The following is a 22,669-nucleotide window of genomic DNA, read 5'->3' as shown; positions in this document are numbered from 1 at the left end:
CGTGGCCGCACGGGACCGCTACGGTTCGCGTGCCGCGTTGAGCGCTTCGACGGCGCCCGCGGCGTCACCGAGGTTGGCGAAGTCGACGGCGACGAAGTTGACCGGATTTCCGCGCGCGGCCTCGCAGTGCCGGGCACGGTCGAGCACGAAGTCCTTCGCGTTGACCTTTCTGGCGTCGATCCTGCTGCCCCCTGCCCGGGTGACGAAGTGGTTCATCAGGAAGAGCTTCTTGTTCCTCCCGCCGCGGTTGGGGACGCAGTTCATGTCCTCGGGCGCCGAGAAGGCGTAGGGCGTCTCCATGCCGTACCGGTAGAAGTTGCGGTACCAGTCGGCCGGGCCGTCGGCGTGCTCCGCGAAGACCACCAGGCGCTTGTCATCCTTGACCATCTCGCCCAGCGTCGGCCACTGCGCCTGGGGGTCGTCGTCGGGGGTGAACAGGAGACGGCCCAGCCCGGCCTTCCGGAACGCGGACGCCGTCTGCTCGCCGGAGATGCCGTCCTGGACGATCAGCGTCACCACCTCGCCCGGGTGCTCGTCGAGCCAGGAGCGGATGTCGCGCAGGGTGTCGACGAGCGGGACGGCACCGCCGCGGCAGACGGCGTGGCACAGCCACAGCCCCGGCCGTGAGGGGTGGGCCTTGTCGATCAGCCCCGTGACCCGGTCCCGCATCTCCGGCGCGAACTCGGAGAGTTTCATCCGCTCCGCGATCTGGTCGGGCCGCTCCCAGGTGTGGGTGTCCACGAGCAGCGCCCGGGCACCGCCTTCGAGCTGGGCGGTGATGTCACCGTCCTGGAGCGGGCTGATGAAGCGGTCGGCGGTCGTCGACATCGAGTTGTGGGTGGCGAGGTAGGCGGCCTGGTCGTAGCGCAGCTCGCAGGCGTGGACCGAGCCGTTGCAGTGCAGCTCCTGGGTGCCGCTCGCCGTCGCGGGGACGAAGGTGACGCCCAGCACCACGGCGGTGGCGGTGACGGCGGACATCGCGGCCAGCAGCCAGGTGCGGCCGCGTGCGGTCAGGGATCGCGCGGCCCTGGGCCGCCGCCGTACGGAGGACAGGGCGGCCAGCAGCACCCCGACGGCCAGCGGAATCAGTGCGGCGACGAGCCCGGCGGTCGTCAGGGTCTCCAGCGCCGACTTCTCCAGGTCTTCCACCAGGGCGGCGAGCGACGGCGGCCAGGAGCCGGGCGCCTCCCCCCACATGCCGTCCGCCTTCCAGCGGACCGCCCCGAAGAGCGCGGCCGTCAGGCCGCCGCCCGCGGCGAGGCTCCAGCCGATGGCGCGCAGCCGCCGGAGCCTGCGGCGCGGTCCTGTGACCCACAGGAAGGCGACGGAGAGTACGCCGACGACGACGGCGAGGGTGTAGACCCATCCCAGGGTGTGGGTGATGCTCCGCGCGGACTTCAGCGCGCCGGTGTGCATCCCGGCGCTCTCCAGGTCCTCCACAACGTTCCACCGGCCACCCTCGGTGATGCGCAGCAGTTCCTGTTCGCCCTCCTCGGCACCGGCGCCCGCCCGTCCGCCGACCACATGCGGGCCGACCGCGGCCAGCGCCGTAGCCACGTCGCCCACCCGGAGCGCTCCTTCGACCTGCGGCCTGAGCGCGTCGCGTTCGCTCTCGGGAACGCGGGAGAGCAGAAAGGTGCTGACGTTTTCCGCGGCCCGGTCGCTCAGCTCGACGGTGGGCAGATCCGCCGGCCGCCGGCCGGCCGCGACGTCGTCGACAGCAGCCTCGATGCGCTTCTGTGCTGCCGGGAGGTCGACCTTCTCCCGGCCCTGCGCCTCGGAGACCAGCCCCCCGAGGTACACGTCCGCGAGCTTGTCCACGTTCGCCAGCACGGGGGTGAGGTCGACCGAGAGAGCCAGGGTGTCGGTGTCGCCGCGCAGATAGCCGGTGACGGCCCCGATCTGTTCATCCGTGAGCTCCCGTACGGTCGCCGGGGGCAGGACGGTCTTCAGGTTCGCCGTCACCACAGCGCCGGGTACCGGGAGCCGCGCCAGCAGGCTGCTGGTGACCGGCCGGGCCTCGGGGTCGACGAGCACCTCGTCGTAGAGCCGGTCGTACGCCCGTTCGTCGTCCAGCACCTGCTGGTAGAAGCCGCGGTCCAGGACCGTGTTGCGCAGCGTGCCAACCGTCGCCAGCACCGTCACGCACACCGCCGCCAGTACCGCCGCCACCGGCCGGGCGAAGCCCACCCAGCGCGCCTGGCGCCATGTGCCCCGGCGGGCGGGGGTTTTCGGCGAGCCGGGCGCGCGGTCTGGCGCGTTCTCCTCCCGTTCCGTCTCAGGGACACCTTCGTTCGCGTTGCGCGACACCCGCACTCCCGTGGTCGTGTGCTGTCCGAGCGCCCGGCGCGTGGCGTGCGCTCCGGGCGCGGCATGCCGCCGCAGCGCCGTACGACTGCGGCAGCACACAGGCTCCCATCAGGCTAGAGGAGGGCGGGCGCGTCCGGTCAGCGGGCTTCGGCCGGGGCCGGAGGGAGACGCCGTGAACGAGGGCACCGGCAACGGAGGCGCCATGGACGAGCGCCCCTTCCCGCGCGAGGGTGGGTACGGTCCGTACAGACGCTGCTACAGCGCAGCGCGGGAGGAGTTGACGACCGGGTGGTGGAAACAGTGGCAGGCGATCGTCCGGTGGTGCGGTACCGGTCCCCCGTCCTCGACAGCGCACGCTGGGCGGACTTCCCGTTCCGAGAGGGCGACATAGTGATCAGTACGCCGCCCAAGTGCGGCACCACATGGACACAGATGATCTGCGCACTTCTCATACATGGCACGGCCGAGTTCCCGCAGCCCCTGGACTCCATGTCGCCCTGGCTGGACGCCCGCTACCGGGACCACGGCGAGGTGTTGGCCTCTCTCGCGGCGCAGCCGCACCGCCGGTTCGTCAAGTCGCACACCCCGCTGGACGGGCTGCCCTACGACGCCCGCGTGACGTATGTGTGCGTGGGCCGTGACCCGCGCGACGTGGGGGTGTCGATGCAGCACCACATGGCCAACATGGACCCGGCGGCCGTCGCCCGCGCCCGCGCGCGGGCGGGCGGCGAGAAGGGAGCCGAGGAGGCGGCCAGGCGGGTGCGGGAGGCCGCAGAGCCTGGTGCTGCGGGCTTTCGGCGCTGGGTCGAGGACCGCACCCCGGTGGCCGAGGCGCCCGCGAGCCTGCGGTTCACGCTGCACCACCTGCGGACGTTCTGGGAGGCCCGGCACCTCGGCAACGTGGTGCTGCTGCACTACGACGACCTCAAGTCCGACCTGGCCGGGAGCATGCGCCGGCTGACCCGGCGGCTGGGTGTCGCGGTGGAGGAGGAGAGGTTCCCCGAACTGGTGCGGGCGGCGACTTTCGAGGCGATGCGCGGCCGGGCCGACCAGTTGGTCCCCGAGGCCGGGACGGGCATCTGGCGCAACCCCCGAGAATTCTTCCACCGGGGCTCATCCGGCCAGTGGGAGGAGATCCTGACCGAGCCGGACCTGCTCCGGTACGCGGAGGTCACAGCAGGATGCGTCAGTAGCGGCATGGCGGCCTGGCTGCACCCGGCCCACCCGCTCCCCGCCGAGGCGGAGAGCTGAGCGGACCGGGCCGAACGGGGCGTCCCTCGGCCGCCGTGGGCAACCGCCGGTCAGGGGCAGCCGGTCAAAGGCGACCGTTCAGGGGCAGCCGTTCAGAGGCAGCCTTCACTGGTCGGAGTAGCTGAGGTCCCCGACGGTCCAGGCGCTCACGTCCTTGATCGCGATCCGGTACATCCCGCCCGTTTCCGGGATGCCCACCTGACCCTGGAGAATCCTGGCCACATGGAAGTGCAGATAGGACGGCGAGGCGGCGTCCCGGGGCTCCGTGCTGTCCGGTACCGCCATGAAAGTACCGGCGAAGGGACCCAGCCGGTCCGAGTCCCTCAGGACCTCGGCCACTCGCTGCCTCCACACCGCTTCCGGCGCCAGCCGGCCTGTGATGACAGCCCCGTGCACCACGACGGTGAGAGACATCTGATTGGTTTGCTCCGACTCCACCATGGCGGCGATGTCGACGAGCAGCTCGTCAGCATTCGACATGGCTGCTGATGGTATAAGGCCGCGTACCGGCTCCGCGACGCGCGGGGTGGCGCGCCGCTGCGACGGACCGCTGTGACCGGCCCCTGCGACCCGGTCGCGTACCGGACCGCTGCGCAGGGCCGGGCCCCCTGAGCGGGGCCGGCCCGTCGAGCGCGGCTGGGGAAGCTTACGCGGCGATGCCGCCGGAGGACGGGCGGCGGCGCCCCCTGGCGGGCCTGTTCCGCCGTCCGCGGGCGGCCGCTTCGGTGCGCTTGGGCCGCTCGGCGACCGGCGCCGCGATGGTGACCGGCACGCCGGGCGGCTTCCGGGCACCGGTGATACGGCTCAACTCGGCCTCGCCGGAGCGGACCTTGGTCATCCGCGCCCCGACACCGGCGTCCGCCATCAGACGGTCCACGCTGCGGCGCTGGTCGGGCACGGCAAGCGTGACGACGGTGCCGGACTCACCGGCACGCGCCGTGCGGCCGCCGCGGTGCAGATAGTCCTTGGGGTCGCTGGGCGGGTCGACGTTGACGACCAGGTCGAGGTTGTCGACGTGGATGCCGCGGGCTGCGACATTGGTGGCCACCAGGACGGTGACGTGCCCGGTCTTGAACTGGGAGAGCGTGCGGGTGCGCTGGGACTGGGACTTGCCGCCGTGCAGCGCCGAGGCGCGTACGCCCACCGCCAGCAGCCGCTTGGTCAACCGGTCCACCGCGTGCTTGGTGTCCAGGAACATGAGCACCCGCCCGTCACGGGCGGCGATCTCCACTGCGGTGGCCTGCTTGTCGGCGTCGTGTACGTGCAGCACGTGGTGCTCCATCGTGGTGACCGCCCCCTGGGACGGGTCGACGGAGTGGACCACCGGATCGGTCAGGTAGCGGCGGACCAGGCGGTCGACGTTCCGGTCCAGGGTGGCGGAGAAGAGCAGCCGCTGCCCCTGGGGCCGTACCTGGTCGAGCAGCTGGGTCACCTGGGGCATGAACCCCATGTCCGCCATCTGGTCGGCTTCGTCCAGGACGGTGATGGCGACCTGGTCCAGCCGGCAGTCACCCCGGTCGATGAGGTCCTTGAGCCTGCCGGGGGTCGCGACGACGACCTCGCTCCCGCTGCGCAGCGCGTTCGCCTGACGACCGATCGACATGCCGCCGACCACAGTGGCGAGCCGGAGTTGGAGCGACCGGGCGTAGGGGGTCAGGGCCTCGGTCACCTGCTGCGCCAGTTCCCGCGTGGGTACGAGCACGAGCGCGAGGGGCTGCCGGGCCTCGGCCCGCTGCCCCGCGGTACGGGCGAGCAGCGCGAGGCCGAAGGCGAGCGTCTTGCCCGAGCCGGTGCGGCCGCGGCCCAGAACGTCGCGCCCCGCCAGTGAGTTCGGCAGTGTCGCCGCCTGGATCGGGAACGGCACCGTCATGCCTTCGGAGCGGAGCGCGGCGCTCAGCCGGTCGGGCAGGTCCAGCTCGGAGAACTTCTCGACGGCGGGAAGCGGCGCGGTGCTGCTGACCGGCAGGGCGAACTCCCTGGGGCGGGAGGCGACGGGACGACGGCCGTTGCGGCCCCGGCCGGAACCGGGGGCACCGCCCTTGCGGGAGCGGTGAGAGCTGTCGTTGGTGCGAGTGGAGCGATTCATGCAAAACCTTCCTCGGTGCGGCACGCATCGAGGGAATTCGTCCGGCAGCAGGAAACCGATCGAGCTGCCGGAGCATTCGCAAGAACGAGCCGGTGAGAAGACGGAGAAAACTGGCCACAGAAGCGGCCGGTTTTCCGGAAAAACGACGACGAATGGAAAAGGAGAGCGGCGGGCGGGCCTGAGCGGACGGCGGTCGCCTCGGCGGACGGGCCACGCGCCAAGCCCCGTCGCCTACGCGCGGTCACACGTACGCGGCGGTGCGTCGCTGCCGGGTACGGATGCCTCGATGCCGGCCTCAGACGGGAACGGTGTTGTCGGCCCCGGCGCGTCGGCTGATCCGGCCTTCGTGAAGCTCGCGGGGGCCGAGGCCCTTCTCCGCGTCGAGCCACTTCACGGTGCCGACCGCCATCGCATCTCCCTCGGGCAGTGACCGGACCGCTTCTTGCGGGACCGGAGTCGCTGCGATGACTTCCCTCCGGAGAACGCCGGAAATGAAAAGCGCTCTCATCGATGTAGATCGAAGGAGCGGCTGAAATCTTCGGGAACCACAACTGCAACTCGCCCCAGCGTAACACGGCCATGTGGTCCACCAGCGGTGAGTCGCCTGCCCTCGGAAGCCCGCCGGGAAATGTGCGGGGGATGTGCGGGGCCCGTGCTGTACGGGCCCCGCCGTCCCGTGACGGGGGCCGGTCAGTCGTACGAGATGTCGGACTCGGAGTAGCGGCAGGTCTTGCCGTCCGGTCCGCTGCCGATCTCGTCGGGCTCGTCGCCGCTGTCGTTGCCCTGGTAGCGGACACAGGGCTTGATCTTCTTGCCGGCGTCGCCGTGGATGCGGATATCGCGCAGGGTGGCGGTGTCGCCGTAGTTGGCGTTGACGCCCGCGACGGCCTTGCCGGGTGCGGTGATGTCCACGTCCTCGACGGTTATGGAGCGCTTGTGCTGGGTGGAGCAGTTGCCGCAGGAGCGCACCAGTTTGCCGAAGTCGGAGATCTGGAAGCCGGAGACCTTCAGCGAGCCCGCGCCGTTGAACTGGAAGACCTTGTCCTCGGCCTTGCGCGCGCCGCCGCCGATGACCGTGTAGCGGGCGGAGGAGGAGCTGCCCTTGAAGGAGGCCGCGTCCTCGCCGACGTCCTCCCACCACACGTTCTCCAGGGTGCAGCTGCCCATGCAGTGCACACCGTCCGCGGCCGGTTTGCCGAGCACGACGTTCTTGAGTACGGCCCCGTCCTCCAGCTCGAAGAGGGGGTCCTGGCCCTCGTCCTGATCGCCGCCGCCGAGGTCGCCCTCGCCGTGGAAGCGCTGCATCTCGCCGTCGTAGGTGCCGGAGACCGGAATCGTCTCGGAGACCGGCTTCTCGCCCTGGGGGTCGGGCCACTGCTCGGCGGCGCCGGCCGGGGCCGCGGAGGTGCTGAGCAGGGCGGCCCCGCCCAGCGCGACGGTGGCGAACGCCCCGGCAAGAGCTGCGCGGAGGCTCGGCCGGCGCCTGTGCAGTCCGGTTCTCATACGCGGACCTCCTTCTGTGAAGGGGTGATGTGGGGGGGTGTGGTGGGGGTGAAGGTGCGCGGAGGTCAACGGCTGGTGACGCCGAATCGGCGGGTGGCGAAGTCGAGGCCGCCGGGCGAGGAGGTGATCTCGTACCCGAACTGGACGTCGCCGATCGTCTCGTCGCCCCACCAGCCCTTGGTGTCCTTCAGCCAGCGCAGGACCGGCAGGATGTCGACCGTGCCCTGTGTCGAGTCGGAGGTGCGCACGAACGTGAAGACCTGGTTGGCGCCGTTGTCGCCCTTGTAGACACGCCAGGTGTGCCCGCCGAGGGAGACAGTGCCCTGCGGGGTGCCGATCGGACCGACCGCGCCGTGGTGGTTGACCCACAGCATGACCTCGAAGTCGTAGTCGCTGTCCCAGATGTCGTACGAGGTGTTGTAGGCGCCGGCCTGCGGGACACTCACCTGGTAGCTGCTGCTGAGCGAGGTGAGTGCGCCGATGCGCTTGCCGACGACCTTCTTGGCGTTCGGATAGGACTTGATGCCGCCGGTGTCGGGGTGGTCGGCGTGCACCCACCAGTCCGACGCCGAGTTCGCCTCGATGGTCTGCGAACCTGCGCCCTGACCCCAGATGTTGTTGTAGAGGGTGTAGCCGTCGGACGTCCGGTAGCTGCCCCAGCGGTCCGAGGAGGACCAGACTGCGGCGTGCGCCGGTGCCGCGGCGAACCCGATCAGCGCGGCGAACGCCGCCGCGGGGGCCACCAGGAGGGTCGTGCGTCTGCGGAGCCTGTGCCGTGCCTGTCGTGCCATGTGGGCCTCTCCTTCATCTCCGTGCGGTGTTCCGGTGCACAGAGGGGTGTCCCTCCCCTCTGTGCACCGGAACACCGGTGGCCAACGAGTGCTGTCTGCTCTGTCGTTGCCACCGGAGCGCGGAAAGTTGCCGCCCGGGCGCAGAATTTTCTCCGGGCGCGGAGGAGTGCCTGCGCTCCCCGCGCCCTTGGGTACCCCTGCCCGCTGGGGAGCGGGCAGGGGTATGTCGTGGTCACTCACGCGGTTCCCGCGCCCCTGACGGGGGCGCAGCTCCGTCACTCAGCGGGTGTCCAGCAGGGTTGCGGAGTGGCTGAGGGCCTGCGCGGCGACGGCGCAGCGGCGGGCGAGTTGCTCGACCTGCTGCTGGAGGGCGGCGGCGTCCGGGCCGGTCCAGTCGGCGGCGGCCCCGGCGCCGAGCCGTTCGGCGTGCGCGGCGAGCGCGGCGGCATGGGCACGCAGCTGAGCCGCCGGGGCCGCCGGGCTGGCGGAGGTGGCAGCGGCGGAGCGCGGTGCCGGGACGGGGGTCGGTGTCACAGGTTCCTCCAGGGAGCGAAGACGTTGGTCACACCGTCCAGTGCGGGGGCGAGTTCGGGGTGGTGGCGCAGCAGGACGCGGGTCATACCGTTGCGGTCGATCCACTCCAGCCCCTCGGGGGTGTAGATCTCGGGCCGGTAGTCGGTGGTGAAGAAGCGGTCGCTCTTCAGGCGCCGGCTGGCCATCAGGATGAAGATGCGGAAGAGGGAGTCGCTGAAGCCGAACCCGGCGGGGCGGGGCTCGACGAGGTTGCCGACCAGGGTGTCGACGCGGTCGAGCCGCCCCTCGTAGAGCTCCTCCAGCAACGGGGTGTCGGTCGGGTGGCCGCCGGTGAGCTCCTCGAAGGAGGTGACGGGGCGCTTGCGGAGCATCTGGCGGTAGGCGTTGTAGCGGGGGATGCCGCGTTCCCGGTCGCGGAGGATGTCGACGGTGCCCAGGTCGACGTGTTCGCCGGTCAGCCGGGTCAGATCGCGCAGCGAGTCGGGGTGGTTGTGCAGCACCAGAGCACCGGGATTGGCGGTGCCGAAGCTGTAGAACAGGTCGCTCATGCCATGCGCGTCGATGACGCTGCGAGTGGTGGCGCCCTGCATGTCGTCGAAACCGATCGTCTCGCCCCGGCGGCCCGAGCGGTGGTCGCGCAGTGTCAGCTCGTCCGGGACGAGCGGGTGGAGCCGGTAGGCGGAGACGAACTCCTCGGTCATGGAGAACGGCGCTGCATGGTGGTCGGTCGGTGAGCCGAGGATGCCGCTGAGCATCTCGCCCCGGCCGACCCGGCCGTACTTCCTGCGGACCCAGTGGGGCAGTACCCCGTACCAGTTGGCGTTCATGGCCCGGTGCAGGACGGGTGTGTCGAGAATGCCCGGGGTCCACTCCACCGTATGGATCTTCGCCATCAGGGCGCAGTTGACCAGGCGCGCGGTGTGGAAGAGCCGTTCGTCGCCCCAGGTGGGGTAGTGCGAGTGCAGATGGTCGCAGATCGCGTTGTGTTCCTTGGCGAACAGGGTGTGCAGCAAGGACAGGCCCGCCCAGTAGTCGCTGTTCATCCCCGTGGCGTCGAGACAGGACATGCCTGGCCTGGGGTCGGCGGGCAGCCGTCCGTCCGCGACGACGAGGTGTCCCAGCTCGCCGGTGCGCAGCGACCGGCAGCGCTCCTCGGAGGAGCCGTAGACCTGCGAGCCGTCCCACCAGTGGGTGAGGGTGTTCTCGTAGGTGGGCGGTGCCTCGGGGGCGGTGTGCGCGACGGTGTCGGGGCGGGTGCGGTTGACCCGCATCGGGCACTCCCCCGCCCAGTCGTCGTCCTCGGCCAGCGGCACGGTGAACGGTTCGGCCTGTTCGTTGTCGCCGTGGTTGGCCCAGCCGTGGTTCTCGAACTGAATCCAGGCGGCGGCCAGCAGGTTGAGGGTGGGGGCCGGCACGAAGCTGCGCCGGGCCAGCAGGCGGCGGCTGACCTCACGGGGGCTGGGCGACATCAGCTCGTCGTCACTCTCGGGGAATGCGAGGTGGAGCGGAGCGTTGCGGTCCAGGCGGGTGCCGGCGCGGCCCATGTCCTCGTCGTGCGGGTCGTAGGCCGAGCCGTCGTACGTACGGAAGGGCGGCAGGCTCGCCGGGGCGCGGCGCGGGCGCTCCCCGCCTGCGCAGTAGGTGTCGTGGAGGTTCTCGCGGCGCAGGTCGTCGCGGAGGAAGCGGAGGTTGAGCAGGCCGAGCGGGGTGGGCAGCTCATGCCACTCGCGGCGGCGGTTGATGCGGGCGAAGGCCGCCGAGCCGAGCCGTTCGAGGACGCCGGGCGGCCCGTAGGGCTCCGGCTGCGCCGACCGCGAGGCGTTCGACGGGCGGGACGGGGACGGGCCGTCGGGCTGCGCGTGGATGTGCGGGAGGGCGGAACCGGGATCGGCGGGCGTGCCGGTCCCGGCGGACGCGGAAGAGGGCGTGGTGTCGGTCATCGGGGACCTCCGGGCGGCGTTCGGCAAAGGTCGGGCAGATCGGAAGGCGGCAGGGCGGGGGCGGCGGCACAGCCGCGCTGGGCCGCCGGTCGCTCAGCGGTCGTGGAGGGCGAAGAGCCTGCTGACGGTTGCCCGGCCGCGGTAGGGGGCGAGCGCCGCGTCGACCTCGGCGCTCGCCTCGGGCACGTCGAACTGGAGGTTGTGCGCGTAGCGTTCGGCCGCGTGGCACAGCGGGAAGGCGTGGGTGTCGTCGGTCCAGGTGTGCTCGGTGAACTGCTCCGGGAGGGCGTAGGGAGAGACGGCGGAACGGCCCTCCAGACTGGGCACGATGTCGTGCTCGTTGATCAGCGAGAAGACGCGGGTGTCCGGGTCGGCGGGGCGTTTGCCGTCGACGGGCGAGCCGATCGCCACGGCGTGGGTGACGCGGTAGAGCGCGCAGAAGTCGGGGTCGGCCGCCAGGTTCATCGCGGTGATGCCGCCCAGGCTGTGCCCGACGAGTGCGAGCTCGCTGCCGGAAGGCACCCAGGAGCGCAGGGCCCGGGTCACGGCACGGGAGTAGGGCGTACTGGGCCTGGCGACGGCGTGCACCGCGCCGAGCACGTCCTGGGGGCTGGACTTGGCGATCGCGTCGGTGGCCATACCGGCGAGCTGGACGACGTACCGCCGCACCCCGTCCGGGCCCGTCACCTGCTGGACGAGCAGCATGCCGCCGGTTCCCACGGCCCCGATGTTGCGGATGCAGCCGACGACGGTGCACGAGCCGTCGAGACGCTCCAGCAGTGACGGGTCCGCCGCGACGGGTTCGGCGCGGCCGGGACCGCGGTCCAGCAGCGCCCAGACACGGGGGCTGATACCGAGGACCGGTTCGGCCTTGGTGAGGGTACGGCCGGTGGCGATCTCCCAGGCGGCTTCGTCGTTGAAGGGGTTCTCGTCGGTGAGCGCGTTCCAGGCGAGGATGTCGCCGAAGGACGGTGCGAGCAGCGCGAAGGCGCGCTCGGCGCCCTGGCTGCCGACGATCGACTTGAAGGCGCGCAGGGCCTCGCGCTGCCGGTCCTCGTCGATGGCCCGCAGCACCCGGGCCGTGTCGGGGTCGGTGAGCAGTTCGGGATGGGTGACGGCGGCAGCCCGGACGCGGGCCTTGAGACCCACGACGGCCAGGCTCACCGCGAGGCACTCGCGGCTGGTGAGCACTCCGGCCAGCCGCGCCGCGCGGGCCGCCGGGCTCCGGCCGCCGGCCGGCCAGCCCAGTCCTGCCGGGTCGGTGAGGGCGCGGAGCAGGGAGCGCAGTGCCACGCGGGCCCGGCGGCTGCCGAGGGCACGCGCCGGAAGGCCGGTGCCCAGGGCGAGCTCCCCGGCGTACTGGGTGGCTTGACGTACGGCATCCGCGGCTTCGCCCAGCTCACGGCAGAGCGCGTGCAGGCGGTCCACATCCGGTTCGGTGGTGGTGCCGGTCTCGGTTCCGGTTTCGGCCATGGGGTGATGCCTCCAGGACGGCGGTCCGGTGTGGTCAGGAGCGGGCCAGTGTGAGGCGGATGCCGGAGGCGTTCAGGGCACCCGGCAGCGAACGGTGCGGGTCGAGCCGGGGGCTGCCTTTGGTGAGGTGGTGGGCGCGGAGGAGCTGTGCGCAGATCTCGGTGGCGACCATCAGCCCGAGCCGGTCGCCCGGGCAGCGGCCCTCACCGTGGCCGAACGGCGCCATCCGCGGGTCGTGTTCCGCGCCCTCGGTGTGCCAGCGGCCGGGGGCGAACAGCGAGCCGCCGGGCACCAGGCTGCTGTCGCGTTGGAGGAACCCGATGGGGACCAGGACGTGGGTTCCGGCCTTGTAGGGCACCCCGCGCCAGGTGGTGTCGGCGCGCAGGATGCGCAGCAGGTCGTTTACGAGGGGATACAGGCGCAGGGTCTCCAGGACGCAGGCGCGCAGCCGGCCGGTGTCCGGCGCGTGCGGCGCGTTGTACAGCGCTGTCTGTTCGGCCGGATGCGCGGCGAGGAGCAGCAGGGTGCGCGCGACGATGAGCCCGATCGCGTCCAGGGCGAGGAGCCAGTGGTGGGCCTGCCCCACCGCGTCGACGTCCGGATCGCAGGCCGTTTTCATGGCCTGGCCGAGCAGGGTGGTGCCGGGCGCGTGCGGGGCGTAGACGTGCAGCCGGTCGGTGGCGGCCTGGTACAGCCGTCGGTTCGCCGGGGTGGGGCCGCGCCGGACCGCTCCCCAGTTGCCCTCCTGGCGCAGTGTGAGCAGCCAGCGCGCCAGTTCCTCGTCCCCGGCGGCCTGGTCCCCCAGCACGATGCGGCGTGAGATGCGCTGAGCGGCGCGCTCCAGCCGGGCGTACGGCAGGGTGGGCCCGGTGGTGAGCCGGACGCACTCCTCGGCGATGACGGTACGGAACGTCTCGCAAGAGGGGTGGGTCTCCTCATGGTGGCCCAGCACCCGGTCGTTGAGGGCGCGGCGGGCTTCGCGCAGGTCGCCGTGCGCGCAGATGACGCCCGTTGGTTCGAGGACCGAGAAGATCTTCGTCTTGTCCACCGCGTCCAGGGCCAGTTCGCGCACCGGGCGGGCGAAGAAGTCCTCGACGTCAGCGGGGTCGAGGAGGACCAGCGTGTCACCGGAGGCGCCGCCGAGCAGTACGGGCGCACCCCCGTAGCGGTCGCGCAGCGAGCGCAGCGTCGCGGCCGACCACCGGGGCTGGCCCACCGCGCCCAGCAGCGACCCCACCGCCGGGCGGGGAGCGGAAACGCCCCGGGCGAAGGCCGGCAGGGTGTGGGTGACGGCGAAGCGGAGGGATTCACCACGGCCGGCGCGGTGCGGTCGCGCCGCGCCGCTTCGGGGCGACGGGCCGGCGGGTTCGCCAGAGCCCGCGCCCCGGGAGGGGTCCGGCGCTCCGATGGAGCTTCCGGGGTAGGGGCTTCCGGGGTCGGCCGCGGGTACGGGCCCGCTCATGCCTCCACCACCTTTCCGGGGTTGAGCAGGTTGCGGGGGTCGAAGAGTTGCTTGATGCCCCGGTGCACCTCGAGGCTGACGGCGTCGAGCTCCCGGCCGAGCCACTCGCGCTTGAGGGTCCCGATGCCGTGTTCGCCGGTGGTGGTGCCGCCGAGTGCCAGACCCGCCGCCATGATGTCGTCGTAGGCGGTGCGGGCCCGGCGGACCTCGTCGGGATCGGATTCGTCGAAGAGGACCGTGGGGTGCAGATTGCCGTCCCCGGCGTGGCCGAGCGTGAAGATGCGCAGCCGGTGCCGGTTGGCGATGTCCTCGATCGTGCCGACGAATTTGGGCAGTTCGGAGGGTGGTACGGCCACGTCCTCGATGAAGGCCGTGGGCCGTCCGCCGAGGGTGGCGGCGAAGGCACCCAGCGCCGGGGAGACCAGCCGCCGGGCCTCGATGATCTTCTGGGACTCCTCGGCGGTGGTGGCGGCGACCACCTGGTCGGCACCGGCGCCCTCGCACAGCGCCTTCATCGCCGCCAGGTCGGGCGCGGGATCGGGCGCGTCGCTCTCGACGATGAGCGTTGCGGCGCTGTCGGGCCGCAACAGCGCGTGCCCGTACTCGGCGACGGCCTGCGAGGTCGCCCGGTCCAGCAGCTCGACGGCCGAGGGCAGGTGCCCTCCCCCGGTGATGGCCGCGACGGCGTGCCCTGCCGCCGCCAGGCTCGGGAACTGGGCGAGGAGGGCGAGCGGCGCGGGCCTGACGGGCCGTAACGCCAGGGTGGCGCCAACGATGACACCGAGGGTGCCCTCCGAGCCGACGAAGAGCCGGGTCAGGTCGTATCCGGCCACTCCCTTGGGGGTGTCGTGTCCGGTGCGCATCCGCCGCCCGTCGGGGAGCACCACATCGAGGCCGAGGACGTAGTCGGCCGTCACGCCGTACTTCACACAGCAGATGCCTCCCGCGCCGGTGGCGATGTTGCCGCCGATCGTGCACGTCTCCCAGGAGGCGGGGTCGGGCGGATAGGCGAGACCGTGCTCGGCGGCAGCGTCGTTGAGGCGCTTGGTGATCACGCCGGGCTCGCACCGGACGAGCCGGTTGACCTGGTCGATGGTGCCGATCCGGTCCATGCGGACCGTGGAGAGCACGACACAGCCGTCCACCGCGTTCGCGGCGCCGGCCAGACCGGTCCTGGCGCCCTGCGGAACGACGGGAACGTGGTGCGCGTACGCGCTCCGCATCACCTCCTCGATCTGCTCGGCGGTGCGCGGCAGCACGACGGCCGCGGGTACGCCGGGGGCGGAGAACGGAGCGGCGTCCCGGGCGTGGGCCGCCAGCGATTCCGGGTCGGTCAGCAGGGTGTCGGCGGGCAGTCGGTCGCGCAGCTCGTCCAGCAGCTGCGCAGGGTCGGGGTAAGCGGCGTGCGGGGGCATCGGCCCTCCAGGGTTCGTGCGGCGGTGCGGGGGTGTGGCGTTGGGAGGTGCTGGGGCGCGGTCGCGGGTCGCGGTCGATGGCCGCGGGTACTTCACAGCGACGGGAGCTCCGTGGTGACCGGTACGTCGATCAGTACGGGGCCTTCGCGCCCGCCCGTGGCGTCCCGTACGAGCTTGGTGAGCTCTCCCGCACCCGCTGCGCGGAACGAGCGCACGCCGTATCCGGCGGCGACCGTGGGGATGTCGAGTCCGGGGATGTCCAGCCCCGGGGCGCCTTGCGCGTGTTCGAGCTGTGCGAACCACTGCAGGATCGCGTAGCGGGCGTTGCTGAGCACCACGAAGGTGACGGGCACCCGGTATGCGGCCGCGGTCCACAGCGCCTGCACGGCGTAGTGGACCGAGCCGTCCCCCAGCACGGCGACGACCGGCCGGTCGGGAGCGCCGAGTTGCGCACCGACCGCGGCGGCGGCCCCGAAACCGAGCCCGCCGCCCGCGGAGAAGAGGTAGGAGCCGGGGGCGCTGATCCGTGCCGCCTCGTGGAACTGCGGGACGTTGGAGGGCGACTCGTTCACCCACAGCGTGTTCGCCGGAGCACCTGCCACCACTGCGGCCAGCGCGGTGCCGGGCGGCAGGGGCCCGTCGGCCGTCTGTGGTGCCTTGGTTGGCCGGTCCGGTACGGGGGCGGGGTCGCAGGCGGGAAAGTGGTCGGCGAGCGCCTGGGCCGTCACCCCGAGGTCGGCGACGACCGCGTTGCCGACGGGGGCCTTGGCGGCCTCCTCGGCGTCCCTTGTGACGAGGACGAGTTCGGTGCCCCCGGGCAGGTAGGGGCCCGGCACGTAGGGGTAGTAGCGGAAGACCTGCGCCCCGACCACCACGACCAGGTCGTGACCGTCGAGCGCCCTGGTCAGCGGGCCGATGGCGGGCGGCAGTTCGCCCCGGTGGAGCGGGTGGGTGCGGGGGAAGGAGACGCGGGCCGAGGCAGGCGCTGCCCACACCGGGAGTCCGCCGCGCTCGGCGAGGCGGAGGACGGCCTCCCAGGCGCCGGACGCGTCCACGTCGTCGCCGACGACCAGAGCGGCGGAGCCTGCCCGCTTGATGCGGTCGGCGAGCGACCTGACGGTCTCCGGCCGCGGCGCCGCGGCGTGCTCGATCCTGCGCGCCGCGGTCACCTGTGCGGCCTGGTCCTCCTCCTCCGTGACCGTGGCGTCGAAGTCGTCCATCGGCAGCGAGAGGAACACCGGGCCGTGCGGCGGGGTTTCGGCAAGCTGGACGGCGCGGGCCAGGGCCGGCGGCACATCGGCCGGACGGGGCGGCTCGTACGCCCATTTGACGGCCGGCTGCGGCAGGAGCGCGGGCTGCGGGTTGGAGAGCAGGGCCTCCATGGTGAGCATCGCGCGCACCTGCTGGCCCGCGGTGACGACCATCGGGGTGCGGTTGGCGCGAGCGTTGAGGAGGGCGCCCATCGCGTTTCCGGTGCCCGGGCCGGTGTGCAGGTTGACGAGGGCCGTGGTGCCGGAGGCGAGCGCGTAGCCGTCCGCCATGCCGACGACCACGGCCTCCTGGAGGCCGAGGACGTACCGGAAGTCGTCGGGGAAGTGCTTGAGGAAAGGCAGCTCTGTCGAGCCGGGGTTGCCGAACACCGTGGTCATGCCGCGTGTTCTGAGAACATCCAGGGCGGATTCCCGGACTGTGCGCATGGGGGTCCCTTCCCGCAGTGCTGACGGTGACCGGGGTGCCGGTCCCGGCGTGCGGAGGCCAATGCAGCACGACAGCCACACTTCAGCAAAATGTCCTACTATACCGGGATTCGCTCTGCCGCAAGGCGGTCATGTCGGGCTTCCCCGGCCGCCGGGCCCACCGCCGCGTCAACGGCTCGTTCGGCAAACCCCCGGAATGGTGTGTTCTTCACAGCGGTCCGGCCCGCACACCGGCTCCCGTATCGGTCAGTTGAGCAGGAGCAGGGTGTCCCAGCCGCTGGCGGCGGTGTCGGTCGCGTAGGCGTGGAGCGCGAGAGCGGTGCCGGCCGCGCCGTAGCACCACGAAGGGCGCGCGGGCAGCGGAGCCGGGTGGCGGTGCCGGTCGGCGTAGTAGCGCGGCGGGAGATACGGCGTGGCCCCTCCCCCGTTCCCTCACCGCCGCTGGACCGCCGACCCCGAGGGTGCCGGAGAGGCCGACGGGGCCGGCGGCGGTCGCTCAGTGGTGCGTCGGCGCCGGCTCAGCAGACGGGACACCCACGGCGACGCCGATGCCGTAGGTGAGAGCAATGAGCCGGGAGTGCGAAACATGACGCAGCGAGTCTGGAGGAGCCGCTCTGGAGGGGAAGTTGGGGGGACTGAGGAGACAGCGACCGTGGTCGCCGGAGCTGCGGTGACCGCCCTCAGTGGCCGTGGCCGATGTGTCAGCTCGACCTGGGGCGGCGGATACGGCGGGCGATCTCGCGCCAGCCCGTGCGGCGACGGTCGGGCACCTCGGGCTTTTCGGGCTCGGCGGTTTCGGAGGAGGTGCGCGGCTCGGGCGGGACCGGGGTCGTGGTGCGGACGGCTTCGGCACGTGCCAGGGCAGCGATGGCCCGGAAGGGGTCGGTAGGCATGGCTCTCCTACGGCAGGGTGAAGGATCGGAGCAGCAGCAGCCGGCCGGGACACCCGCGATCGTCGCGCTGGACGCGGCCGCCTCACCGGAGGCGGTCGTCGCGCTCGTCACGGGTTTTCCGGGCAGGCGGGTCCGATCAGCAGCGCAGGATCTGCCGCTGGGCCACGCGTGGATGGCAGTCGACCGTGACGCGTGGAGCCGAGTCGGTGGGAGCGGCCTCGGCGGGCAGCAGACCACTGACTGCCGGAGAGTCGGTCACAGGCAGAGACGAGTGACAGTGCGGCCGATGGGTGGCGGTCGCCACCAGGAACGCCTGGGCGGAGGAAGGGTCGTGGCCAGGGTGCCGGCCATGTTCCGGTTCGTCGACGGACACCTGCGGGCAAGGCAGGGTGGCGGCGGCTGTGAGGGAGGCCCCGCCGTCGACGCACCCTGCCTCCTCGACGGACAGTTCGGCGCCGCCGAGTGCGAACAGGGTGAGCAGCAGAGTGAGCGCAGCCGCCATGGTCGCGGCCGCCGCGTGGAAGCAGCCTGCCCGCCGGGGACGGCATCCCGTGACCGGCACGCGAAGGGGGTGTCCCGAGGATGGCATATGAAGGGGCATATGTGCACGCCTCCTGCCATCCCGGTCGTACCTTCCATTTCCATGCTCAAGGCGATCGGCCCGTAGCGCGGTGGCGGTCACTCGTACGGGAGCCGGGTTTCACCCGTGTCGGCTAAGGAAGCGCGTGGCAGCCGCGTTCGGCCACGTCAGTCCGTCAGCTCGGCAGTCCGTCAGCTCGGCAGTTCGTCAGCTCGCCCGGATGGCGTCGCGGACGCGGTCGAGGAGTGCGGCGAAAGGACCGAGGGTCCACTGGGCGGCCGGAGAACCAGCGGTGGCAGGGTGCGGGTGGGTGGGCGCGGCTCTCTCGACGGCCAGGAGCCGCCGCCCCATCCTGCGCAGCTCTTCCGGGGTGCACAGGCGGCGCAGCGAGGAGAACTCCTCGCGCTCCTCGCGGGCGGCATGTTCCTTCACCGACTGCTCGAAGCCGGCGAGCGCCGAGGTGAACTGCTCGCTGCCGAACTCCAGCTTCTCCAGGCGGGCCAGAACCGTGCTGGCCTCCTTCTCCTCCCTGTTGCGGGCGGCGGCCTCCTCCTCGCCGCCGATGTGCTTCACCGTGGGGCGCACGATCATTTCCTCGGCGGTCTCATGGACGGCCAGCAGGGCACGGAGTTCGAGGAAGCTCGCCCTGCGCCCGTCGACGGTCCCGTCGCGTACCGCGTCGAACAGCTCCCGGATTCTGGCGTGCTGTCTCAGCAGCACCTCGACAACATCGTCAGGCGGCAGCTGGGCGGTCTCGTCACGGTTCGGCCCTGCCTGATTCACGGGTCGCTCCTCGCTCGGGAAACGCTGGCGCGTACGCGGACACGAGGCAGCTGTTCCCCCTCCCCGTCGGCTCCGTCACCTCCGCGTTCCAGGGCTACCTCCCCGAGGAGGGCGGTTCACCCGAGCAGCAGCGGCAGCGCTTGCCGGTCGTCAGCCGAGGACGAGTGGGAGCTTCGCGGCGAAGTCACCCAGCGCGGGCTGCTCCGCGGCGGCGCGCCCCGCGGCGGAACCGGCCCGCGCGTCCGCCGTCCTCGCTGACTCGCCGTCCTGCCGTCGCGCCACCTCGCCGTTCGGACGGTGGTCGTCCCGGCCGCTGGCCTGGTCGGGTGCCGTCGCGCCCGACCAGGCTGTCCGCGGTTACAGGTACGGGCGGGTGATCAGCTCCATCGCGTGGCCGGCCGGGTCCTTGAAGTAGACACCCCTGCCGCCGTGTTCGTTGTTGATCTCGCCGGGGCGCCGCATCTGCGGGTCGGCCCAGTGTTCGATGCCCTGGTCGCACAGCCGCTGATACGCCCGGTCGAACAGTTCGTCATCGATCAGGAAGGCGTAGTGCTGCATCTGGATCTCCACCGGCGGCTCGGCGAACTGGATCAGCACGCCGTCGGTGAGCTGGATGTTGGTGAACGGGCCCCAGGACGGCGCTTCCGGCAGTTCCAGCAGTTCGCGGAAGAAGGCGGCGGACTCGTTGCGGTCCTTCGAGGCGATGATGGTGTGGTTGAACGTGACTGTCATGTGGTTGACCTCGCTGCGGCTCGACACGGAGAAGGGACTCGTGGTGCACGAGCACTGGGAGGTCCGCGTGCCGAACCGGGTGGGTGCCTCTGCCGCACCCACTGAGCGATCAGCCCTCCACCGGATCGCCGATCCGTGCGTGGCGTAGCGCCTGTCCGGTGTTCACGGCGGCGACTCTACTCGATCAAGTCGAATGCGACAACGGCCAGTTGGCGGGCCCTCTGTGGGCCGTACCGGACGCCATCCACGCGACACGCACCCGCTCCGCGCTGTACGGCGCGGAGCGGGGCTGAGCCTGCCCGGGCGCGGGTCAGGCGCCGACGTAGGCCGCCAGGTGCTCCCCGGTCAGGGTGGAGCGGGCGGCGACAAGGTCGGTGGGTGTGCCCTCGAAGACGACCCGGCCGCCGTCGTGGCCGGCGCCTGGGCCGAGGTCGACGATCCAGTCGGCGTGGGCCATCACCGCCTGGTGGTGTTCGATGACGATGACCGTCTTGCCGGAGTCGACCAGCCGGTCGAGCAGGGCGAGCAGCTGCTCGACGTCGGCGAGGTGAAGGCCGGTGGTCGGCTCGTCGAGGATGTAGACGCCGCCCTTCTCCGCCATATGCGTGGCCAGCTTGAGGCGCTGGCGCTCGCCGCCGGACAGCGTGGTGAGCGGCTGGCCGAGGGTGAGGTAGCCGAGCCCGACGTCGGCGAGCCGCTGCAGGATCTTGTGGGCCGCCGGTGTCCGCGCTTCGCCGGAGACGGAGAAGAACGCCTCGGCCTCGGTCACCGGCATCGCGAGCACCTCGCTGATGTCGCGGCCGCCGAGGCGGAGTTCCAGCACCGCCGGCTGGAACCGCTTCCCCTCGCAGTCCTCGCAGGTGGCGGCGGTCCCGGCCATCATCGCCAGATCCGTGTAGATGACGCCGGTGCCGTTGCAGGTGGGGCAGGCGCCCTCGGAGTTGGCGCTGAACAGCCCCGGCTTGACGCCGTTGGCCTTCGCGAAAGCCTTGCGGATCGGGTCGAGCAGCCCGGTGTAGGTGGCCGGGTTGCTCCGCCGCGAGCCGCGGATCGGGCTCTGGTCGATCGCCACCACACCCGCTTCCGCGGCTTTCGGGTCTTTGACCAGCGACCCGTGCATCAGCGAGCTCTTACCGGAGCCGGCGACACCGGTGACGGCGACGAGCACCCCGAGCGGGATGTCGACGTCCACGTCACGCAGGTTGTTCGCCGTCGCGCCGCGGATCTCCAGCGTGCCGGTCGGCTTGCGTACCGTCTCCTTGAGCGCTGCGCGGTCGTCGACGTGGCGGCCGGTGACGGTGCCGGCGGCCCGCAGCCCCTCGACGGTGCCCTCGTAGCAGACGCTGCCGCCTGCCGTACCGGCGCCGGGGCCGAGGTCGACCACATGGTCGGCGATGGCGATGACCTCCGGCTTGTGCTCCACGACCAGCACCGTGTTGCCCTTGTTCCGCAGCCGCAGCAGCAGGTCGTTCATCCGCTGGATGTCGTGCGGGTGCAGGCCGATGGTGGGTTCGTCGAAGACATAGGTGACATCGGTGAGCGAGGACCCCAGGTGGCGGATCATCTTGACGCGCTGGGCCTCACCGCCCGAGAGCGTGCCCGAAGGCCGGTCCAGTGAGAGGTAGCCGAGCCCGATCTCGACGAACGAGTCGAGGGTCTGCCGCAACGTGGTGAGCAGCGGCGCCACCGAGGGCTCGGCGACCTTGCGGACCCATTCGGCCAGGTCGCTGATCTGCATCGAGCAGGCATCGGCGATGCTGATCCCGTCGATCTTCGAGGACCTGGCGGCCTCGCTGAGCCGGGTGCCGTCGCACTCGGGGCAGGTGGTGAAGGTGACGGCCCGCTCCACGAACGCCCTGATGTGCGGCTGCATCGCCTCCTTGTCCTTGGAGAGGAACGACTTGTGGACCTTGGGGATCAGCCCCTCGAAGGTGAGGTTGACGCCCTCGACCTTCACCTTGGTCGGCTCCCGGTACAGGAAGTCGTGCATCTCCCGCTCGGTGAACTCGCGGATCGGCTTGTGCGGGTCGAGCAGGCCGGAGTCGGCGTAGACCCGCACGGTGAAGAAGCTGTCCGACTTCCAGCCGGGGATGGTGAACGCGCCTTCGGCGAGCGACTTGGAGTCGTCGTAGAGCTGCGTGAGGTCGATGTCGGAGACCGTGCCCCGGCCCTCGCAGCGGGTGCACATGCCCCCGGTCCGGGTGAAGGTCGCCTTCACCGCCTTCTTGGCGCCCCGCTCGACGGTGATCGCCCCGCTGGCCCGTACCGAGGGGACGTTGAAGGCGTACGCGCTGGGCGGGCCGATGTGCGGCTGCCCGAGCCGGCTGAAGAGGATGCGGAGCATCGCGTTGGCGTCGGTGGCCGTGCCGACGGTGGAGCGCGGGTCGGCCCCCATCCGCTGCTGGTCCACGACGATCGCACTCGTCAGCCCCTCGAGCACGTCGACCTCGGGCCGCGCCGTCGTCGGCATGAAGCCTTGGACGAAGGTGCTGTAGGTCTCGTTGATCAGTCGCTGCGACTCAGCGGCGATGGTGCTGAAGACCAGGGAGCTCTTGCCCGAGCCGGAGACGCCGGTGAACACCGTCAGCCGGCGCTTCGGAATCTCGATGCTGATGTCCTTGAGGTTGTTCTCCCGCGCGCCGTACACGCGAATCAGCTCGTGGGTGTCGGCAATGTGCGGCGAAGGCGACTCCGTGTCCGCCCCGTTATCCGTATTCATGCGCTGCTCGTCTTCTGCTGAATGTCTTCTACTGCTCGGGCCTGTGCTGAATCCGCACCATATTGCCCGAGGGGTCGCGGAAGGCACAGTCCCGTGGTCCCCAGGGCTGGTCGACGGGCTCCTGGAGTACCTCGGCGCCGGATTTCCGTACCCGCTCGAAGGCCGCGTCGACATCATCCGTGCCGAAGACAGCCATCGGCAGCACACCCTTGGTGAGCAGCTCTTGCAGAGCGTCACCGTCGGCCTGGGAACGACCGGCGTGCGGTTGGGAGAGCACGATTTCGAGGTCCGGCTGGGCGGGGCTGCCGAGGGTGACCCAGCGGAAAGCGCCGGAGGCGATGTCGTTGCGTACTTCGAGGCCGAGCGCGTCGCGGTAGAAGGCGAGCGACTCGTCGAGTTCATCGACGGTGATGTGGCAGTAGCGGAGTGAGATGTTCATGCGGCCGAGATTAGGCGTGGCCGTCAGTACCCGCTTCTTGAATCCTGCTCGGTTTCCCAGC

20 protein-coding genes are annotated in these 22,669 nt (G+C 71.4%); 2 read left to right on the top strand and 18 right to left on the bottom strand.

Annotated features, from left to right (window positions below; genetic code table 11):
* Positions 1–18: 18 nt before the first annotated feature.
* Positions 19–2,310, bottom strand: a complete 2,292-nt coding sequence (locus JW592_RS06125) for a phosphoinositide-specific phospholipase C-related protein (protein ID WP_209263868.1) — start codon at positions 2,308–2,310, stop codon at positions 19–21.
* Between the two features lie 300 nt (positions 2,311–2,610).
* Between JW592_RS06125 and JW592_RS06120 the strand changes: the two genes are divergently transcribed.
* Entirely contained in the window at positions 2,611–3,561 is a 951-nt protein-coding gene (locus JW592_RS06120) for a sulfotransferase domain-containing protein (RefSeq protein WP_209263867.1), read from the top strand.
* A gap of 105 nt (positions 3,562–3,666) precedes the next feature.
* On the opposite strand, the gene JW592_RS06115 is transcribed toward JW592_RS06120, so the two are convergent.
* The 15 genes from JW592_RS06115 to JW592_RS06050 all read right to left on the bottom strand — a co-directional run bounded on the left by JW592_RS06115 (position 3,667) and on the right by JW592_RS06050 (position 19,450).
* Positions 3,667–4,041, bottom strand: a complete 375-nt coding sequence (locus tag JW592_RS06115; RefSeq protein ID WP_209263866.1) for a GvpU-like protein — start codon at positions 4,039–4,041, stop codon at positions 3,667–3,669.
* A gap of 166 nt (positions 4,042–4,207) precedes the next feature.
* Positions 4,208–5,647 (bottom strand): DEAD/DEAH box helicase, encoded by a 1,440-nt coding sequence (locus tag JW592_RS06110; protein WP_209263865.1) that lies wholly within the window; start codon positions 5,645–5,647, stop codon positions 4,208–4,210.
* Positions 5,648–6,337: 690 nt separating this feature from the next.
* Complete coding sequence (locus JW592_RS06105) at positions 6,338–7,150, bottom strand: pectate lyase (RefSeq protein ID WP_209263864.1); 813 nt, start codon at positions 7,148–7,150, stop codon at positions 6,338–6,340.
* Between the two features lie 65 nt (positions 7,151–7,215).
* Positions 7,216–7,941 (bottom strand): GH12 family glycosyl hydrolase domain-containing protein, encoded by a 726-nt coding sequence (locus JW592_RS06100; RefSeq protein ID WP_209263863.1) that lies wholly within the window; start codon positions 7,939–7,941, stop codon positions 7,216–7,218.
* Between the two features lie 279 nt (positions 7,942–8,220).
* Positions 8,221–8,475: a hypothetical protein gene (locus tag JW592_RS06095; RefSeq protein ID WP_209263862.1), complete on the bottom strand. Its 255-nt coding sequence runs from the start codon at positions 8,473–8,475 to the stop codon at positions 8,221–8,223.
* On the bottom strand, positions 8,472–10,415 hold the full coding sequence (locus tag JW592_RS06090; protein WP_209263861.1) for a peroxidase family protein: 1,944 nt from the start codon (positions 10,413–10,415) through the stop codon (positions 8,472–8,474). Before JW592_RS06090 ends, JW592_RS06095 begins: the two co-directional genes overlap by 4 nt.
* Before the next feature lie 93 nt (positions 10,416–10,508).
* Positions 10,509–11,888, bottom strand: coding sequence for an alpha/beta hydrolase family protein (locus tag JW592_RS06085; protein ID WP_209263860.1), 1,380 nt, complete (start codon positions 11,886–11,888; stop codon positions 10,509–10,511).
* Positions 11,889–11,922: 34 nt separating this feature from the next.
* Positions 11,923–13,350: a cytochrome P450 gene (locus tag JW592_RS06080; RefSeq protein WP_209263859.1), complete on the bottom strand. Its 1,428-nt coding sequence runs from the start codon at positions 13,348–13,350 to the stop codon at positions 11,923–11,925.
* Complete coding sequence (locus tag JW592_RS06075; RefSeq protein ID WP_209263858.1) at positions 13,347–14,765, bottom strand: FAD-binding oxidoreductase; 1,419 nt, start codon at positions 14,763–14,765, stop codon at positions 13,347–13,349. Before JW592_RS06075 ends, JW592_RS06080 begins: the two co-directional genes overlap by 4 nt.
* Before the next feature lie 92 nt (positions 14,766–14,857).
* A complete protein-coding gene (gene mdlC / locus JW592_RS06070; protein ID WP_209263857.1) occupies positions 14,858–16,462 on the bottom strand; it encodes a benzoylformate decarboxylase in 1,605 nt (534 codons plus the stop codon).
* Positions 16,463–17,163: 701 nt separating this feature from the next.
* Positions 17,164–17,355, bottom strand: coding sequence for a hypothetical protein (locus JW592_RS06065; RefSeq protein WP_209263856.1), 192 nt, complete (start codon positions 17,353–17,355; stop codon positions 17,164–17,166).
* A 136-nt stretch (positions 17,356–17,491) separates the two neighbouring features.
* A complete protein-coding gene (locus JW592_RS06060; RefSeq protein WP_209263855.1) occupies positions 17,492–17,917 on the bottom strand; it encodes a hypothetical protein in 426 nt (141 codons plus the stop codon).
* Positions 17,918–18,142: 225 nt separating this feature from the next.
* On the bottom strand, positions 18,143–18,718 hold the full coding sequence (locus JW592_RS06055) for a hemerythrin domain-containing protein (protein WP_209263854.1): 576 nt from the start codon (positions 18,716–18,718) through the stop codon (positions 18,143–18,145).
* Positions 18,719–18,868: 150 nt separating this feature from the next.
* A complete protein-coding gene (locus JW592_RS33145) occupies positions 18,869–19,000 on the bottom strand; it encodes a hypothetical protein (RefSeq protein WP_267877972.1) in 132 nt (43 codons plus the stop codon).
* Positions 19,001–19,075: 75 nt separating this feature from the next.
* On the bottom strand, positions 19,076–19,450 hold the full coding sequence (locus JW592_RS06050; protein ID WP_209263853.1) for a VOC family protein: 375 nt from the start codon (positions 19,448–19,450) through the stop codon (positions 19,076–19,078).
* Between JW592_RS06050 and JW592_RS06045 the strand changes: the two genes are divergently transcribed.
* Positions 19,440–19,598 carry a hypothetical protein gene (locus JW592_RS06045; RefSeq protein ID WP_209263852.1) on the top strand — a complete coding sequence of 53 codons (159 nt, stop codon included), beginning with the start codon at positions 19,440–19,442 and terminating at the stop codon, positions 19,596–19,598. The genes JW592_RS06050 and JW592_RS06045 overlap by 11 nt on opposite strands.
* 162 nt (positions 19,599–19,760) lie before the next feature.
* On the opposite strand, the gene JW592_RS06040 is transcribed toward JW592_RS06045, so the two are convergent.
* Positions 19,761–22,169 carry an ATP-binding cassette domain-containing protein gene (locus JW592_RS06040; RefSeq protein ID WP_209263851.1) on the bottom strand — a complete coding sequence of 803 codons (2,409 nt, stop codon included), beginning with the start codon at positions 22,167–22,169 and terminating at the stop codon, positions 19,761–19,763.
* A gap of 28 nt (positions 22,170–22,197) precedes the next feature.
* On the bottom strand, positions 22,198–22,608 hold the full coding sequence (locus JW592_RS06035) for a VOC family protein (protein WP_209263849.1): 411 nt from the start codon (positions 22,606–22,608) through the stop codon (positions 22,198–22,200).
* Positions 22,609–22,669 lie beyond the last annotated feature (61 nt).

The sequence above is a fragment of the Streptomyces spirodelae genome, from assembly GCF_017676385.1.
GTDB lineage: Bacteria > Actinomycetota > Actinomycetes > Streptomycetales > Streptomycetaceae > Streptomyces > Streptomyces spirodelae.
This window is presented reverse-complemented; position numbering and strand designations above follow the sequence as displayed.

What these genes read in the sequence shown, in the direction of transcription:
- JW592_RS06115 (WP_209263866.1), bottom strand. Translation starts at nt 4,041, where the DNA reads ATGTCGAATGCTGACGAGCTGCTCGTCGACATCGCCGCCATGGTGGAG.
- JW592_RS06110 (WP_209263865.1), bottom strand. Translation starts at nt 5,647, where the DNA reads ATGAATCGCTCCACTCGCACCAACGACAGCTCTCACCGCTCCCGCAAG.
- JW592_RS06105 (WP_209263864.1), bottom strand. Translation starts at nt 7,150, where the DNA reads ATGAGAACCGGACTGCACAGGCGCCGGCCGAGCCTCCGCGCAGCTCTT.
- JW592_RS06100 (WP_209263863.1), bottom strand. Translation starts at nt 7,941, where the DNA reads ATGGCACGACAGGCACGGCACAGGCTCCGCAGACGCACGACCCTCCTG.
- JW592_RS06090 (WP_209263861.1), bottom strand. Translation starts at nt 10,415, where the DNA reads ATGACCGACACCACGCCCTCTTCCGCGTCCGCCGGGACCGGCACGCCC.
- JW592_RS06085 (WP_209263860.1), bottom strand. Translation starts at nt 11,888, where the DNA reads ATGGCCGAAACCGGAACCGAGACCGGCACCACCACCGAACCGGATGTG.
- JW592_RS06080 (WP_209263859.1), bottom strand. Translation starts at nt 13,350, where the DNA reads ATGAGCGGGCCCGTACCCGCGGCCGACCCCGGAAGCCCCTACCCCGGA.
- JW592_RS06075 (WP_209263858.1), bottom strand. Translation starts at nt 14,765, where the DNA reads ATGCCCCCGCACGCCGCTTACCCCGACCCTGCGCAGCTGCTGGACGAG.
- mdlC (WP_209263857.1), bottom strand. Translation starts at nt 16,462, where the DNA reads ATGCGCACAGTCCGGGAATCCGCCCTGGATGTTCTCAGAACACGCGGC.
- JW592_RS06065 (WP_209263856.1), bottom strand. Translation starts at nt 17,355, where the DNA reads ATGCCTACCGACCCCTTCCGGGCCATCGCTGCCCTGGCACGTGCCGAA.
- JW592_RS06050 (WP_209263853.1), bottom strand. Translation starts at nt 19,450, where the DNA reads ATGACAGTCACGTTCAACCACACCATCATCGCCTCGAAGGACCGCAAC.
- JW592_RS06040 (WP_209263851.1), bottom strand. Translation starts at nt 22,169, where the DNA reads ATGAATACGGATAACGGGGCGGACACGGAGTCGCCTTCGCCGCACATT.
- JW592_RS06035 (WP_209263849.1), bottom strand. Translation starts at nt 22,608, where the DNA reads ATGAACATCTCACTCCGCTACTGCCACATCACCGTCGATGAACTCGAC.